Below are 15847 nucleotides of genomic sequence, written 5' to 3'. Positions count from 1 at the left end.
TTTCGATTTTTTAGTTAGGGTTATAAACCAGTTCTTTTAAAGGAGGTACGTCATACTTGTCCTTTACATCGTTCAGTTGCACAATAATGCCCTTGGTATAGGCATTGTGCTTGTAATTATGGATGATCTCCAGCACATCCGGATCGATGTACCTTGAGTTCGATCCGTCGATCACCACTTCGGCGCCTTGCGGTAAACTGGTAAGCGTTACCTGTATGGCAGCCTTGTTCAGGAAGGATACTTCCTCGGCCAGCTTAATCCTGATAACTTTTTTGCTGCCGTTCTTTTCCAGATGATAGAAATAAGGGTTACGCAGGTTGGTACGCAGAATATAAAAGATCCCTACCAGCATGCCTATGCCCACACCAATAAGCAGATCGGTCATAACAACGGCCACAATGGTAACTACGAAAGGGATAAACTGGCTCAAGCCCTGGTGCCACATGTGCTTGAAAAGACTTATACGAGCCAGTTTATACCCAGTCATCAGCAGGATCGCTGCCAAACACGACAGCGGGATATGGTTAATTAAAGACGGTATCGCCAGTAAAGCAACCAATAACAATATGCCATGCAGTATGGCGCTCACTTTAGTGCGGGCACCCGCATTCACGTTTGCCGACGAACGAACAATCACCGCCGTCATGGGTAAACCGCCAAGCATACCGCTAACTATATTGGCCGTTCCCTGTGCAAGCAGTTCGCGGTTAGTGGGCGAGATACGTTTGATAGGATCTATTTTATCTACAGCCTCCAGGCTCAGAAGTGTTTCTAAACTGGCAACCACCGCAATGGTGAAGGCCGTTATCCAAACCTGCTTGTTGCCTATCTGGCTAAAATCTGCCGATTTAAACAGCGCAAAAAATTCGGCACTGCTGTTCACCAGCGGTATGCGTACAAACTGCTTATCAAGCAAGGCGAAGCTTGTGCCGTTAAAGGCCAGGCTTAAACCTATCCCGGCCAGCACCACCAGCAATGGCGCCGGAACAACAGCCAGCTTTTTAAACTTAGGCCAGTAAATCATGAATGCCAGGGATACCACGCTGATGATCACCGCGCCATAATTGATCCGGGCAAAAGCCCTCGTTATACCTGAAAAGGTATTGTGTTCATCAATCTGGCTGAAGCCCTCATCGCCCTCAAAATCGGCATCATAGCCAACCGCGTGCGGAAACTGCTTCATGATCAAAATAATACCTATCGCTGCCAGCATCCCCTCAATAACCGATGACGGGAAGTAATTGGCAATGGTACCGGCTTTAACAATTCCAAGTATGATCTGGAAAACACCCGCCAGTACCAGGGCCATTAAAAAGGTTTCGTAAGCGCCAAGCGTAGTAATGGCATTAAGTACAATTACTGTTAAACCGGCTGCAGGACCGGCTACACTTAATTGCGAGCCGCTAAGCGTACCTACCACTATACCGCCAATAATGCCTGTTAATACGCCTGCGAAGAGCGGTGCGCCCGATGCCAGCGCTATACCTAAACACAGCGGCAAAGCCACCAGGAAAACAACGACACTTGAAGGAATATCCCTTTTTAAATTTTTGGGCAGAAAATATTTTTTTAGGTTGAGATTGCCCATAGCAGCCTCACCTTGCTTGATTTGCATAAGAATGAAAAATTGAGTAAAACTTTAAAATGAATTAAATAGCATTGCTATCCGGATAGGGAAGTATCCGGTTAATCATTTTAAACGTTGGGCGGCGGCGTGGGGACCACAGGGTGATATACCTGCTTATATAAGGCGTTTTCCTGGTTATGGAGAACTTTGGTTTCGGCAATAAATGTGATGAAGTTTATGGTATGAAGGTCATACTCATCGAAGATTTTTTTCTCCTTCACAAGGTCTTTTTCGGGGCTGTCTTTTTCAGTTTTGCTTTCCTGCTCCAGCTGAAGGATCACCGCGCTTACCGTTTTATTATCAAGATATAAAAAAACAGGTGCAAGCGAAATGCCCATCTTTATTACAAAGACGGTCATGAACAGCGCCACTACCCATATTTTATTGTTCCTGATCTTCATCAACACAAATATATAAAAATCCGTTATTAAACCACCAGAATAAGTAAGCAAAAGCTATTCTTACAATATAATTACTATTTTTAGACAATTACTAACAACCTGAATTGTGGATAAAAAGCTTGATCTGTTAAGGCTAAAACGTCATGAAGCCATGCAGGGCGGAGGCCCGGTACGTATTGAAAGTCAGCATAAAAAAGGAAAATTAACGGCACGTGAACGTTTGCATTTTTTATTGGATGAAGGCTCTTTCCAGGAGATAGGGATGCTGGTTACCCACCGCTCCATTGATTTTGGTATGGAGAAAGAAAAATATCCCGGCGACGGTGTTGTTACAGGTTATGGCACCATAAACGGTCGGCTCACCTACGTATTTTCCCAGGATTTTACAGTGTTTGGCGGCTCGCTTTCCGAAACCCATGCCGAAAAGATCTGCAAGATCATGGATCTCGCCCTAAAGAATGGCGCTCCTCTTATCGGCCTTAATGATTCGGGCGGTGCGCGCATCCAGGAAGGTGTGGTATCCCTTGGCGGTTATGCCGACATTTTTTACCGTAATACTATGGCATCCGGCGTTATTCCGCAAATCTCGGCTATTATGGGGCCATGCGCAGGCGGTGCTGTTTACTCGCCCGCCATTACCGATTTTATTTTAATGGTTGAGCATACCTCATACATGTTTGTTACCGGGCCCAATGTAGTAAAAACGGTTACGCATGAAGTGGTAACCTCCGAAGAACTGGGCGGTGCCAATACCCACGCCAGCAAATCGGGCGTTACTCATTTTGCCTGTGCCAATGAAATAGCCGCCATTCAGCATATCAAAAGCCTGCTGAGCTATATGCCTCAAAATTGTGAGGATAAAGCTCCTGCCGCTCCCTACGAAAACGGCGACGAGCTTAGGCCTGAGCTAAACGCCATCCTGCCATCAATAGCCTCACAACCCTATGATATCCGTGAGGTTATTGATCATATCATCGATAAAGCTTCGTTTTTGGAAGTGCATAAAGATTTTGCCGAAAACATTGTGGTGGGCTTCGCGCGTCTGGCAGGCCGCAGTATTGGCATAGTGGCTAATCAGCCCGCTTTTTTGGCCGGGGTATTGGATATCCATTCATCAACCAAGGCTGCCCGTTTTGTGCGCTTTTGCGATTCCTTCAACATTCCGCTGCTGGTGTTTGAAGATGTTCCCGGCTTTTTGCCCGGTACCGACCAGGAATGGAATGCTATTATCACCAATGGCGCTAAACTATTATATGCTTTTTGTGAAGCCACCGTTCCGCGTGTTACTGTAATTACGCGCAAGGCTTATGGAGGTGCTTATGATGTGATGAACTCCAAACACATTGGTGCCGATATGAACTTCGCCTGGCCATCGGCCGAAATTGCGGTGATGGGAGCCAAAGGTGCCGCCGAAATCATTTTTAAACGGGAGATCACGAAGGCCGAAGACCATGAAGCCAAGTGGCTGGAAATGGAACAATTATATTCCGATACCTTTGCCAATCCCTACCGTGCTGCCGAACGCGGATTTATCGACGAAGTTATTGAACCTGCCGAAACGCGCATTAAACTGATCCAGGCATTCAAAATGCTGGAAAATAAAGTAGTGAATAACCCGAGGAAGAAGCACGGGAATATTCCTTTGTAGGTTAAAGGCGAAAGGTAAAAGGCCAAAGGTTTGCACGTCCGTTTTTTCCGGCGCAAGTATTGTAGAGCTGCCAGTGCAGGGATTACTTGTGCCTTTTAGCCTATCCGGTGTCATTAAAAGCTTTGCGTTTGGCGAATTTGAAAAAAACCTTTTACCTTTCGCCTTTTACCTTTCGCCTCAAAAAAAAATGAAAAACATCTCTATCGAACAAATCCGTCCGGAGCTTACCTGGCGGTTAAGGCAACGTATCTTATATCCCGAAAGCAAACTTTATGAAATGGAGATGGAGGAGGATAACCACGGGTATCACTTTGCTGCATTTAAAGATAATCATATCATAGCGGTAGTATCCCTCTTTAATAAAGGCACCGAATGGCAGTTTCGCAAATTTGCTGTTGATGAAACAGTTCAAAAAATGGGCATCGGTAAAGCAATGCTGGAGCATATAACCGATTTTGCCCTTACTAATGGAGGCGCGTTATTATGGTGTAATGCCAGGGTATCGGCCATTGGTTTCTATTTAAAACATGGCTTCACACATACCGGCAAGCTTTTTTCAAAAAACGGCTTCGACTACGAGATCCTCGAAAAACAACTTATTCCTTCCCCAGGCCAGCAATAACAAGAGTGGTAAGCTATCGAGCGCACAACTGTTTTAGGCTTTGTGCATTTTGCTTTCCGCTTTATAATTACTCTTTCATCAAATCAACAATAATAGCTTTGGCAAAATCATTCGGTTGCTTTTGGTTTGAGATCTTAGCCACCTCAAGTGCGGCGTCAATATCTCCCTGCGCTTCATAAACCACCGCAAGGTTGTAAGCAGCTCTGCTGGCCAGTTTTAGGTCGGGCCCGTCAATAAGCGGGTTTAGTACCTTGAAAGCCTGATCAAATTTTCCGGCTTTGATCAGTTCTACCGAGCTGCTTAGCTGGTCGCCATTAGTATACAGGGGCCTGTCATGATAATCGGTGTACGGCAGGTAATCCTTTAGGGCATCCAATGCCGAATTACGGATAGCATCAAATAAAGGCCCGCCATGGGCAAGTAAGCTGGATGCATTACCATAAGGATTATTGTCATTTATTTCAGCCTCGCCGTTTAGCCTTTTAAAGTAGATGCCATTGGCTTCATAAAGAGTAAAGCTGGTTTTAACCACCGATACCCGGTAAACCGACGGTACGCCGTTATAATAATCCTGCTGCAATTTGGTTTCGCCTTTAAAATCCTCAAACGCGAGCACATAAGAAGCGTTGTATTTTTTTGACAGAAATTTCACCGAATCGGTATTGGCGGTAAAGTTAACCGAATCAACCAGTTGTACAACTTTTACACCGGGCAGCGCATGCAGCTGTACCGCTGCATGGTTTATAGCGGTATAAGCGGCGGCTTTAAATGTAGTTAATACGCGTTTATTGCGGTTACGGGCCGAATCGGGCATGTAGTGGTTAATGACCACGATGGTTGTTTTTGCCCTGTTAAAATTCAGCTTCGGCGCGTAATCAACCGGAACATTTACATATTGAGGTACGCTGCATGCTGCTAAAAAACATGCCGCAAATAGGATACAAGTTAGCCTGAATAGTTTCACCTTATTAAAAATTAAATATCGCGGAAAGGTATAACATAAGTATGAATGCTTTATGAAATAACCGGTCATTTTTGTATCAAAACAAACCAGCGCCTTCATTGTGACTAAATATTTTCAAAAACGTTTAATATTGATTTTATATAATTGATATACCGCTTATATCCCGTTTAATTTTAGTGCAATGTCATGAGCTTTATTATATTTGCTGTATTACTACATTTAGATTGAAAACATTAATTCAATATGGCTAAAAAGAAATCTGACGCCCCACAGCATACTTCCGTTGTAAACGAAACTTCACTCGCGTTTTTTGAAAAATATATTAACAACCCCTCACCTACAGGTTTTGAATGGAAAGGCCAGGAGCTTTGGCTGGAATACCTGAAGCCCTATATTGACACCCATTATGTTGATAATTATGGCACCGCGGTTGGCATCATCAATCCTAAAGCCGATTACAAAGTAGTTATTGAAGCTCATGCAGATGAGATTTCATGGTTTGTGAATTACATCACTAACGATGGCTTGATATATGTTATCCGCAATGGCGGCTCCGATCATCAGATAGCACCTTCAAAACGTGTAAATATCCATACCGATAATGGCGTGGTTAAAGCTGTTTTCGGCTGGCCTGCTATCCACACCCGCCTGGGCGGCGATAAAGAAGAAGCGCCTACCCTTAAAAATATCTTTTTAGATTGCGGTTGCACCTCAAAAGAAGAAGTTGAAAAACTGGGTATCCACGTAGGTTGTGTTATCACTTACGAAGATGAATTTATGGTGCTTAACGATCGCTATTATGTTGGCCGTGCGCTTGATAACCGTGCAGGCGGGTTCATGATTGCCGAGGTTGCCCGTTTACTTAAAGAAAACAATGTAAAACTTCCTTTCGGTTTATATATAGTTAACGCGGTACAGGAGGAGATAGGTTTACGCGGTGCCGAAATGATAGCGCATAAAATTAAACCCAATGTGGCTATTGTTACCGATGTTACGCATGATACCCAAACACCAATGATCAACAAAATTACCCAGGGCGACTTAGCCTGCGGTAAAGGCCCTGTTGTATCATATGCTCCGGCAGTACAAAACAACCTGAATAAGCTGCTTATTGAAAGTGCTCAAAAAGCGGGCATACCGTTCCAGCGTCAGGCATCATCACGGTCAACAGGGACCGATACCGATGCTTTTGCTTACTCAAATGACGGCGTGCCATCGGCATTAATCTCATTACCTTTACGGTATATGCATACCACGGTCGAGATGATCCACAAAGAAGATGTTGATAACGTAATCCGTTTGATATACGAGTCGCTGCTGAATATCCAGGCCGGCCAGGACTTTAGGTACATCAAATAACAAAAAGTACAATTTGTAAAACAATAAGGGCAAAAATCCATTCCTTATTAACATTAATTATAAAATAGCTTTTAACAAATACCCCCGATACTATCTATGAAACCAACCTTACTGATATTGGCCGCAGGGATGGCCAGCCGTTATGGCAGTATGAAACAAGTTGACGGCTTTGGCCCCAACGGCGAAACAATTATTGATTACTCAATATATGATGCTATAAAAGCGGGCTTTGGCAAGGTGAGTTTTATTATACGCGAAGAGTTTGCCGAAAACTTCAAGGCGATTTTTGAGCCTAAGCTTGCCGGCCGCATTGAAACAGACTATGTATATCAAAGCTTTGATCTTAAGCCATTTGGTATTGATAAAGAGATTGAACGTGCCAAACCATGGGGAACAGCCCATGCCGTGTTAGCGGCCCGCAACCAGATCAACGAGCCTTTTTGTGTGATCAATGCTGATGACTTTTACGGCTATGATTCATTTGAAAAAATGGCTAAATTTTTAACCACCGACGTTAAAGACGACCAGTATTCAATAATCGGATACCAGATTGACCGTACATTATCTGACTATGGCTCGGTATCGCGTGGTGTTTGCAGCGTTGATGATAATGGTAACATGGTTGAAATTAACGAACGCACTGAAGTTTATTTTAAAGAGGACGGCAGCGTAGCTTATAAAGACGCAACCGGCGAACATCCGCTTGATAATGAAACACGTGTATCGATGAATTTCTGGGGATTTACACCGGCTATTTTCAAGCAAAGTGAAGATATGTTCAGGGAGTTTGTTGCTGCTAACGAAAACAACCCGAAATCGGAGTTCTTTATTCCCCTGGTTGCCGATAAGCTGATCAAAAATGGTACAGCCTCTTTTAAGGTGATCCCAACCGGTGCAAAATGGTTTGGAGTTACTTACAAGGAAGATAAACCAATAGTGCAAAAATGTATCTCCGACCTGGTTACAGGCGGCGTTTACCCCGAAAAACTTTGGGACTAATTAATATTTGCTCCTTCAAACAAAAAGCTCCCGTTCGGTTGGAACGGGAGCTTTTTGTTTGATATGGCTTCCTAAATTAGTCCTGGTAAATAAAGAATGTTTTTTGATCACCGTCTTCATAAACGTGCAGGGTTTTCTTAACCACCTGGTTATTGGTTTTAACTTCCATAATGTAATCACCATCTTCAAGGTTGGTTAAAACATAACCCCTTTCAACATCGGTTTTGGTTGATACAACGTCTTTCAGCAAAAGTTCATTTTGTTTGCTGTAAACGCGTACGAATGAACGGCCGTTTTCTGATTTTGCGAGCGTTAACTTAACACCGCGGTCGTGATCAAGGGCTTTAAAGGTAACAACCTCTTTAGCTTTAGGAGTTACATCGGCGGCTTTAGCTGCTGTAGTAGCAAATACACCTGCGCTTAATAAGAAGAATAGTGCTGATAATTTTATTGAAGTTTTCATAATTTTGAGCTTTTAAGTATGTTAAATATTTTGTGTTTGTTATTTTCAATGATCAAATGAACAACATTAATTTTAAGTGCTAAAAAGTGTTATACCAGCACCGAAAAGATATAGACCAATACCCAAAAGCATTCGGCAAACACCAAAAACACACTAATTATCAGTATTTTACAAGTTGGTCGAAAATTAAAGGGTGTTGATCGGGCAGGAAAGCGGGTTGGTCGTTTTCGGGGATGAAATAGAAAAATCCATGCAACGTTTTCAAAATCTACATTTAACAAAACCAACCTAACCAAACAACGTTGCCTTTAAGTACCTTTATCTATTCCGGGTACCCCACAGGCATGAATTTAGAAATTGCAGGTAATGTACAGGGCTTTAAACAACAGGATGGTATTTTAACAATTAAAACCGCCGAAGCCGAAGCAAGGGTTTATATCTATAGCCCTACAATTATCAGGGTAAGCATCAGTAAAAATTTCAACCCGGATGATCCTTCCTTTGCGGTAATCAGGCAGCCACTGGCCGATTTCGATTTTGATGAGTCATCGGCCAATATTGATATTACTACACCAGCCTTGAAGCTCAGTATTCAGAAATCGCCTTTAAGGTTCAACTTTTTCACGGCTGCAGGTAGCTCGCTGAGTGAAGATGACGCCCGCTTTGGTACAAACTGGCAGGGCGAACGGGTGACCTGTTATCGCCGGTTGTTTGAGGGTGAACGGTTTATTGGCCTGGGCGAAAAAACCGGTAACCTCGACAGGCGTAGCGCGGCCTACGTAAACTGGAATACCGATGCGCCAAACCACACGCCCGAATCCGATCCGCTGTATAAAACCTTTCCTTTTTTTATAGGATTGCACAGCGGGTTAACTTACGGTTTGTTTCTTGACAATACCCATAAAAGCTACTTCGACTTTGGTGCATCCACAGATGAGGAAACAAGCTGGTTCGGGGCAGATGGCGGCGATTTGAATTACTACTTTTTCGGGGCACAAGGTGTTGCGAAAATAATTGAAGATTATACCTGGCTTACCGGCAGGATGGAAATGCCGCCGCTCTGGAGCCTGGGCTATCAGCAATGCCGATGGAGTTATATGAGCGCCGATGAAGTATTGAACATCGCCCAAACCTTCCGCAAAAAACAGATCCCTGCCGATGTAATGTACTGCGATATCGACTATATGGACGATTTCAAGATCTTCACCTGGAACAAAAAAACTTTCCCTAAACCCAAGCAAATGCTCGATAAACTAAAGGCGATGGACTTTAGGCTGGTTACCATTGTTGATCCGGGAATTAAGGTAGAAGAAGGTTATAAGGAATACGATGAGGGTATTGAGCAGGATTATTTTGCCAAATATCCCGACGGCGAAAATTATACCGGCTATGTGTGGCCGGGCCGCTGTCACTTTCCGGATTTTTTCAGGGGAGAGGTACGCGAATGGTGGGGAGCAGCCTTCACCGCTCTTACTCAACCCGGCGTTGAAGGTTTCTGGAATGATATGAACGAGCCTGCCGCCTGGGGGCAAAATATCCCCTGGATAGTAAAATTTGGAGATAAGTTTATGCCGGAAGTGCGTAATGCCTATGGCATGCAAATGGCCCGCGCCACTTATGATGGCACAAGAAAGATCATGGGAAACAAACGACCGTTTGTACTTACCCGGGCAGCCTATTCGGGCACGCAGCGCTATTCGGCCGTGTGGACGGGCGACAACACCGGCACCGATGCCCATATGCTTTTAGGACAACGACTGGTAAATAGTTTGGGCATTACAGGTATGAGTTTTATCGGGGTGGATATCGGCGGCTTCAGCGGCAATCCTACGCCTGAGCTCATGGTACGCTGGAACTCCCTGGGTGCATATACCCCAATGTTCCGCAATCATGCCATACAAGGTAGTAAAATGCGCGAACCGTGGGAATGGGGTAAAAACAATGAACAGATCATTAAGAAGGACATTGAACAACGGTACAAACTCCTGCCCTACCTGTACAGCAGCTTTTATCAATCAACCCAAACCGGCCTGCCGGTAAGCCGTACATTAGCTATTGAGCACAGTTTTGACGGGAATGTTTTTGATGAGCGCTTTCAAAATGAATTTATGTTTGGCGACGCGATGCTGGTTGCTCCTGTTGAAAGCACTAAACTAACCGAAGATGTTTACCTGCCCCGAGGCTCGTGGTATAGGTTAAGCAGCGATAAGTTTTATGAGGGAGAACAGATTGTTAATGTTCAGGCGCCATTAACCGATCTGCCGGTATTTATAAAAGCAGGCGGCATTATCCCTATGCAAAGTGTTGTACAAAGCACCAATGAAAAAGGCGACGGTATATTGCAGGTACACGTATGGAACGGCAGGGAAGCAAATAGTTTTATTTATTATGAAGACGATGGCGTATCATATGATTATGAGCAGGGTGTTTATTATAAACGTGTTATCAGTTTCAATCCCATAGAAAAGAGCCTCAGTTTATCATCAGTTGAAGGCTCATCTAAATCGAGGTTTATGCAGCTGAAATTTGTTTTGCATGGTTTTGATGGGGTTAAGCTTCAGGAAGAAATAATAGAGAATAAAAGCGGAGAGATTGAAGTGAAATTATAATTGTTGTTTCATTTCTTGGGTAGTGATCGAACCAGTCTCATGGTTTGTAATACGCGGCGGGAGGGGGGCTCAGGCGCTCTAAACAGGCCGGCCTGCCATTCGGCCTCAGAGAGCTCTGATAAGTTATAGAAACTTTAAAGAATGGCAGGCTCCAGCCGAGTCTCCTAACCGTGGGCGACACATTGGCTAACCTTTTGCCCTTACTCATCGTTCAAAATGGGTATGAACAACATTATAGCATTCTGCTCCTAAATATTTTCAAAATTTCTTTAATTAATTGATAATAAGTTAACTTTGCGCGGAATTAAAATCCTAAACATGAAACACAAGTACAAAATTATAGTATTGCTGCTTGCCGGTATTACTGCCATTTACACTTCGTGCCATAAGCTTAACATGGCGCCTAACAATCAAAGTACAGTAAGTAAGAAAGAAGCGAGTGTGCAAATTGCGCAAAGCCTTGTTGGCATTTTTAACCCCGAAAACGGCGGGTTTGATTTTAAGAGCGGTTTAAGTATGCCAACCGATCTATCCCTGAACAAAAAAGGTAAGATCAAAGTACAATCTATTGACCCTCAGCCACAGTGCGGCGCCAAAATGGATACTACGATCGCATTTAATTTAGATCAAAGCGATACCTCAAAAATAGATATCTGGGCTAAGGTTAAATATGAGCTTACCTGTACCAATGGAGTACCTTCAGGTGTTACGGCTAATGATAGCTTAAATATGACTATGGCAGGCAGCGGTTTTACGATGGTTTTAAAAATGGGTGAAAACCTGATACTTAGAAGCCTTAATCCGGGTGTTGAACACGCGCAATACTCTTTTGATGGCCCTGTGAATTATTATGCCAGGGTTAACTACACCAAACCTACAACAGACCAGCCAAATGTTGAAGGCACCTTTAACTACAATTTCAAATCAATTGTTGTTGATCCAACAAAAGACCCCGATTTTATTTTAAGCGGAAGTGCTGCCTTTTCGAGTAAAGGAAGTATCGGAAAAAATGTCTGGAACTATAAAGGGACGATAACGTTTTTAGGGGGGCACAAAGCTAAGATCACTATCGACGGCACGGTTTATACTGCCGATCTGATGACAGGCGAAGTTAATTAAATTCGTTTTTAAATATATGTAGAGCCCTGCTCCCTAACCGGAGGCAGGGCTTTTTGTATGCTATGGTTTTTCAAAACGGCATGCTTTTTATCACCTGTGTATTTGTTAAAAAAACGGGGAATATTTTCCACGTATTTTTCCCCGAAGCGGGGAAAGCAGGTAGTGGGTGTGTTTTGTGTTCCGTTGCTATCAGCAGTATAAATCTTTAACTGTTTTATAAAAAAGAAAAATGAGCCTAAAAACACATATCCCGGCCGTTTTTTTTGCGAATTTTTTACCTGGTGGTATGCTTATTGCCAATTGAGGCAAAGAGATCTAAACTTTATCTTATACGTTTATGAAACTAAATCTACGCAGTGTATTACCTTTATTAACAGGTGTGGCTATTCTTTATTCAGCCTGTACAAAAACAGGAATTAATGTAAAATCCGATCCATCAACTGTAAAAGCAAGCGATAATGTAGCCAGTTCGGCAATTGCAGATAACCTGGCAAAATCATTGGCCGGTTCATTTGGAGGGGCCAGCCTTAACGACGGTGTTACCCCCTCAACCAATGCCTCATCAAAGCTTAAAGTACAGAGTACATATAGTTGCGGTTTTTATATTGATACCAGCCTGAACCGTGTATTTAATCAGGGTGATACTTTAAAAGCAACCAAAACAGGCGGTACCAAATATTATTTTATTTGTGACGGCAACAAAACTGTTGGTTATGATTCGGTTGATTCATTAAACACGGTAGGCAGTGGTCCGGGTTATTCATTCGTTTACAATATTGTGCAGAAATATAAGGTTAGGGGCCTTAACACCAATAACTCAAACTTCTCGCTTGATGGCCCTATGAAAGCCTATGTTGATAACGAATACACTAAATACAAAACGTTTAGCAGGGTGCATAATACCTATGTGTTTACTAACCTGTATGTACATGGCAACGATAAGTTTGATATCACCAGCGGTACAGCTACTTTCCGTTCGGAAGGAAAAACAAACGGCGGGGGCTGGGATTACAGCGGCACTATCGTTTTCCTGGGCAACCACAAGGCAAAGCTGACTTTCCTTAATAAAATTTTCTTAATTGATTTACTAACCGGTAAATCAACGCCTGCATAATCACGATCTTTCAATCAATCAATTATGCCCTGTGCCGGTTTTCGGTACGGGGCTTTTTTGTGCCTGAAACAATAACTTATTATATTGCCGTCCCATCCTGTTGCTCCCCCTTTAGGGCGCCGGGGGATCAATCATGAAACGCCTCTTATCAAACCTAACTTTTCAGGTACTTATTGCCATTGCCCTTGGGGTAGTGGCCGGCTTATACGTTAAAGGCTTTGCCCCAACTGCCGAACTGATTAGCAAGAAGTTCATCAGTCTCATCACCATGCTGATTGCGCCTATCATCTTTTTAACCATTGTGCTGGGCATTGCCGGCATGAGCGATATGAAAAAAGTGGGCAGGGTAGGCGGTAAAGCTTTGTTATATTTCGAGATCGTAACCACCTTCGCGCTTGTCATCGGCGTTACCGTAGCCAATATTATTAAACCCGGTGCCGGTTTTGAAAACCATGCTGCAAAAATGGATACCGGCAAATTAGCCGTATACGAAAAAGCCGCCGCCGAAATGCACTGGGGCGACTTCCTGGCCCACATAGTACCTTCAAACATCTTCAAAGCTTTTGTTGAAGGCGATATTTTGCAGATCCTGTTTTTTGCGATACTGTTTGGTTTTGGGTTAAGCCGGATGGGTAAAAGTGGCGAAGCGGTTATTCAGCTATTTGATAAGCTTTCGAAAGTGTTTTTTAATATCATGAAAATAGTGATGAAGGTAGCGCCGATAGGGGCCTTTGCGGGGATGGCTTTTACGGTGAGTAAATATGGCATCCAAACATTGAAGCCATTGGCCCTGTTGATGGGCTCGGTTTATCTGACCATGTTCCTGTTCATATTTGTGGTATTGAATATTATTTGCCGGCTGTTTAAGTTCAGTCTTTGGGAGTACCTGAAGTACATCAGGCAGGAGATCCTGATCGTACTGGGCACATCCTCGTCGGAGTCGGCTTTACCGGCCATGATGGAGAAGATGGAAAAGTTTGGCTGTTCCAAATCGGTAGTAGGTTTGGTGATCCCAACGGGGTATTCTTTTAATTTGGATGGCACTACCATTTACCTGTCTATGTGCGTGATATTTTTGGCGCAGGTGTTTAATATCCCGCTTTCGCTGGGGCAGGAGCTAACCATAATCGGGATACTCATGATCACCTCCAAGGGCGCGGCGGGTGTAACCGGCAGCGGTTTTATTGTATTGACCAGTACGCTTACAGCCATCAAAATAATACCGGTAGAAGGTTTGGCGATATTAATAGGGGTCGACAGGTTTATGTCGGAAGCACGGGCCATTACCAATGTGATAGGGAACGGTGTTGCTACTATTGTGATTGCGAAGAGTGAGGGGGAGTTTGTTGAACAGCCGGCTGAAAGGGGAGTTAATGAATAAATCGGATATATATATATTATTAACAATTTTCAAATCACTGGTATTGTTAACTGGTTTGACATTTACTGCGATCAATTTTATCCCGGGTATTTCTGGCGATAAAGTGAAACTTAAAAAAGCCGGGATTATATTTCTTGCTACGTTTTTGGTGTTCGTTTTAATTACAGCGGTTGAATTTGCAATTGCATTCAATTAGTAATTAGCCACGTTATGGATGGCAGTGTAATGATTTCGGATTTTGTCTGAACCCGAATCTACCAGAATGAAAAGCAAATTCAATAAATTGCTAAAATTCGCTTAATTCGAGTTCAGACAAATAGCCTGGGCCGCAGGCAACGCCCTAATTTAGTTGGCAGTAGATAGTTTTCAGTTGACAGTTTTATTCAACGGGAACTTTATAATCATAAAAAATTTAAAACACATAAACACCCTATAACCACATCCAATCCCCTTAAAAGTCACTTTTATGTTAACATATAAATTTAGATTACAATAGGGTTTGACATTCGGGCAAAAACTTTAGCTTTGCCGTACTAAAACGAAAAAACCAATGAGTGTACTCGTAAATAAAGATTCAAAAGTTATTGTACAAGGTTTCACCGGTAAAGAAGGGTCATACCATGCCGAGCAAATGATTGCTTATGGTACTCAGTTAGTTGGTGGTGTTACACCAGGTAAAGGTGGTCAAACCCATTTAGACAGGCCGGTTTTTAACACGGTTAAAGATGCCGTTGTTGCAACCGGTGCCGATGTATCCATCATTTTTGTGCCTCCTGCTTTTGGTGCAGATGCTATTATGGAAGCTGCTGAAGCCGGCATTAAGGTTATTGTTTGTATTACCGAAGGGATCCCTACAAAGGATATGATCGCAGTAAAAGAATATCTTACAGATAAGGATGCACGCCTGATTGGTCCTAACTGCCCCGGTATCATCACTGCTGATGAGAGCAAAATTGGTATCATGCCTGGCTTTATTTTCAAAAAAGGTAACGTTGGCGTGGTTTCAAAATCAGGTACTTTAACTTATGAAGCGGTTGACCAGGTGGTTAAAGCCGGTTTGGGTATCACTACAGCTATCGGTATTGGTGGCGACCCGATCATTGGTACACCAACCAAAGAAGCTGTTGAATTATTAATGAACGATCCGGAAACTCATGGTATCATCATGATTGGCGAAATTGGCGGAAATATGGAAGCTGATGCTGCCCGCTGGATCAAAGCGAACGGTACTAAACCGGTTGTTGGTTTCATTGCTGGCCAAACAGCGCCTCCGGGCCGCCGTATGGGCCACGCAGGTGCTATTGTTGGCGGTGCTGACGATACTGCTGCTGCTAAAATGAAGATCATGGCCGAGTGCGGGATCCGTGTGGTTGAATCACCAGCCGAAATTGGCGCTGCCATGGCTGAAGAACTGGCTAAGTTAGCGTAAAGCTTAAGGCGTAAAGCCGAAAGCGAAAAGCTTTTTAATATTGAAGATCCCGGTCATGATTTGGCCGGGATTTTTTAGTTTTAAAAATAATTTGGAGTACTTTTTCCGTATC

The 15847-nt window shown here is 43.3% G+C and carries 13 protein-coding genes; 9 read left to right on the top strand and 4 right to left on the bottom strand.

The window, feature by feature from the left end:
- Positions 1-10: 10 nt before the first annotated feature.
- Positions 11-1615, bottom strand: a complete 1605-nt coding sequence (locus ABID99_RS21185; protein ID WP_373615037.1) for a SulP family inorganic anion transporter — start codon at positions 1613-1615, stop codon at positions 11-13.
- A gap of 80 nt (positions 1616-1695) precedes the next feature.
- A complete protein-coding gene (locus ABID99_RS21180) occupies positions 1696-2028 on the bottom strand; it encodes a hypothetical protein (RefSeq protein ID WP_176622231.1) in 333 nt (110 codons plus the stop codon).
- Positions 2029-2179: 151 nt separating this feature from the next.
- On the opposite strand from ABID99_RS21180, the gene ABID99_RS21175 reads away from it, so the two are divergent.
- Together ABID99_RS21175 and ABID99_RS21170 are read left to right on the top strand one after the other, a co-directional pair.
- Complete coding sequence (locus ABID99_RS21175) at positions 2180-3676, top strand: acyl-CoA carboxylase subunit beta (RefSeq protein ID WP_373615922.1); 1497 nt, start codon at positions 2180-2182, stop codon at positions 3674-3676.
- A gap of 187 nt (positions 3677-3863) precedes the next feature.
- The gene (locus ABID99_RS21170; RefSeq protein WP_090534315.1) at positions 3864-4298 is read left to right on the top strand and encodes a GNAT family N-acetyltransferase; all 435 of its coding nucleotides are present in this window, start codon (positions 3864-3866) and stop codon (positions 4296-4298) included.
- Positions 4299-4365: 67 nt separating this feature from the next.
- On the opposite strand, the gene ABID99_RS21165 is transcribed toward ABID99_RS21170, so the two are convergent.
- Positions 4366-5262: a DUF6340 family protein gene (locus ABID99_RS21165; RefSeq protein ID WP_373615036.1), complete on the bottom strand. Its 897-nt coding sequence runs from the start codon at positions 5260-5262 to the stop codon at positions 4366-4368.
- A gap of 243 nt (positions 5263-5505) precedes the next feature.
- Here ABID99_RS21165 and ABID99_RS21160 point away from each other — a divergent pair, with 243 nt between their 5' ends.
- Positions 5506-6621 (top strand): M42 family metallopeptidase, encoded by a 1116-nt coding sequence (locus tag ABID99_RS21160; RefSeq protein ID WP_090534250.1) that lies wholly within the window; start codon positions 5506-5508, stop codon positions 6619-6621.
- A 96-nt stretch (positions 6622-6717) separates the two neighbouring features.
- Positions 6718-7620, top strand: a complete 903-nt coding sequence (locus ABID99_RS21155) for a sugar phosphate nucleotidyltransferase (protein ID WP_090534248.1) — start codon at positions 6718-6720, stop codon at positions 7618-7620.
- A 76-nt stretch (positions 7621-7696) separates the two neighbouring features.
- Here ABID99_RS21155 and ABID99_RS21150 read toward each other — a convergent pair whose 3' ends face one another.
- The gene (locus tag ABID99_RS21150) at positions 7697-8083 is read right to left on the bottom strand and encodes a hypothetical protein (RefSeq protein ID WP_090534246.1); all 387 of its coding nucleotides are present in this window, start codon (positions 8081-8083) and stop codon (positions 7697-7699) included.
- 344 nt (positions 8084-8427) lie between these two features.
- On the opposite strand from ABID99_RS21150, the gene ABID99_RS21145 reads away from it, so the two are divergent.
- The 5 genes from ABID99_RS21145 (at position 8428) to sucD (ending at position 15735) form a co-directional block, all read left to right on the top strand.
- On the top strand, positions 8428-10692 hold the full coding sequence (locus tag ABID99_RS21145; RefSeq protein WP_373615034.1) for a glycoside hydrolase family 31 protein: 2265 nt from the start codon (positions 8428-8430) through the stop codon (positions 10690-10692).
- 318 nt (positions 10693-11010) lie between these two features.
- Positions 11011-11811, top strand: a complete 801-nt coding sequence (locus ABID99_RS21140; protein WP_373615033.1) for a hypothetical protein — start codon at positions 11011-11013, stop codon at positions 11809-11811.
- Positions 11812-12148: 337 nt separating this feature from the next.
- On the top strand, positions 12149-12925 hold the full coding sequence (locus tag ABID99_RS21135; RefSeq protein WP_188834762.1) for a hypothetical protein: 777 nt from the start codon (positions 12149-12151) through the stop codon (positions 12923-12925).
- A gap of 133 nt (positions 12926-13058) precedes the next feature.
- Positions 13059-14306: a C4-dicarboxylate transporter DctA gene (dctA, locus tag ABID99_RS21130; protein ID WP_176622243.1), complete on the top strand. Its 1248-nt coding sequence runs from the start codon at positions 13059-13061 to the stop codon at positions 14304-14306.
- 550 nt (positions 14307-14856) lie between these two features.
- On the top strand, positions 14857-15735 hold the full coding sequence (gene sucD, locus ABID99_RS21125; protein WP_090534235.1) for a succinate--CoA ligase subunit alpha: 879 nt from the start codon (positions 14857-14859) through the stop codon (positions 15733-15735).
- The last annotated feature ends 112 nt before the right edge of the window (positions 15736-15847 follow it).

The sequence above is a fragment of the Mucilaginibacter sp. OAE612 genome, assembly GCF_041806395.1.
Classification (GTDB): domain Bacteria; phylum Bacteroidota; class Bacteroidia; order Sphingobacteriales; family Sphingobacteriaceae; genus Mucilaginibacter; species Mucilaginibacter rubeus.
Note: the sequence above shows the minus strand (reverse complement) of the source record. Positions and strands in the feature narration are given on the sequence as shown.

What these genes read in the sequence shown, in the direction of transcription:
- ABID99_RS21185 (WP_373615037.1), bottom strand. Translation starts at nt 1,615, where the DNA reads ATGCAAATCAAGCAAGGTGAGGCTGCTATGGGCAATCTCAACCTAAAA.
- ABID99_RS21180 (WP_176622231.1), bottom strand. Translation starts at nt 2,028, where the DNA reads ATGAAGATCAGGAACAATAAAATATGGGTAGTGGCGCTGTTCATGACC.
- ABID99_RS21175 (WP_373615922.1), top strand. Translation starts at nt 2,180, where the DNA reads ATGCAGGGCGGAGGCCCGGTACGTATTGAAAGTCAGCATAAAAAAGGA.
- ABID99_RS21170 (WP_090534315.1), top strand. Translation starts at nt 3,864, where the DNA reads ATGAAAAACATCTCTATCGAACAAATCCGTCCGGAGCTTACCTGGCGG.
- ABID99_RS21160 (WP_090534250.1), top strand. Translation starts at nt 5,506, where the DNA reads ATGGCTAAAAAGAAATCTGACGCCCCACAGCATACTTCCGTTGTAAAC.
- ABID99_RS21155 (WP_090534248.1), top strand. Translation starts at nt 6,718, where the DNA reads ATGAAACCAACCTTACTGATATTGGCCGCAGGGATGGCCAGCCGTTAT.
- ABID99_RS21150 (WP_090534246.1), bottom strand. Translation starts at nt 8,083, where the DNA reads ATGAAAACTTCAATAAAATTATCAGCACTATTCTTCTTATTAAGCGCA.
- ABID99_RS21145 (WP_373615034.1), top strand. Translation starts at nt 8,428, where the DNA reads ATGAATTTAGAAATTGCAGGTAATGTACAGGGCTTTAAACAACAGGAT.
- ABID99_RS21140 (WP_373615033.1), top strand. Translation starts at nt 11,011, where the DNA reads ATGAAACACAAGTACAAAATTATAGTATTGCTGCTTGCCGGTATTACT.
- ABID99_RS21135 (WP_188834762.1), top strand. Translation starts at nt 12,149, where the DNA reads ATGAAACTAAATCTACGCAGTGTATTACCTTTATTAACAGGTGTGGCT.
- dctA (WP_176622243.1), top strand. Translation starts at nt 13,059, where the DNA reads ATGAAACGCCTCTTATCAAACCTAACTTTTCAGGTACTTATTGCCATT.
- sucD (WP_090534235.1), top strand. Translation starts at nt 14,857, where the DNA reads ATGAGTGTACTCGTAAATAAAGATTCAAAAGTTATTGTACAAGGTTTC.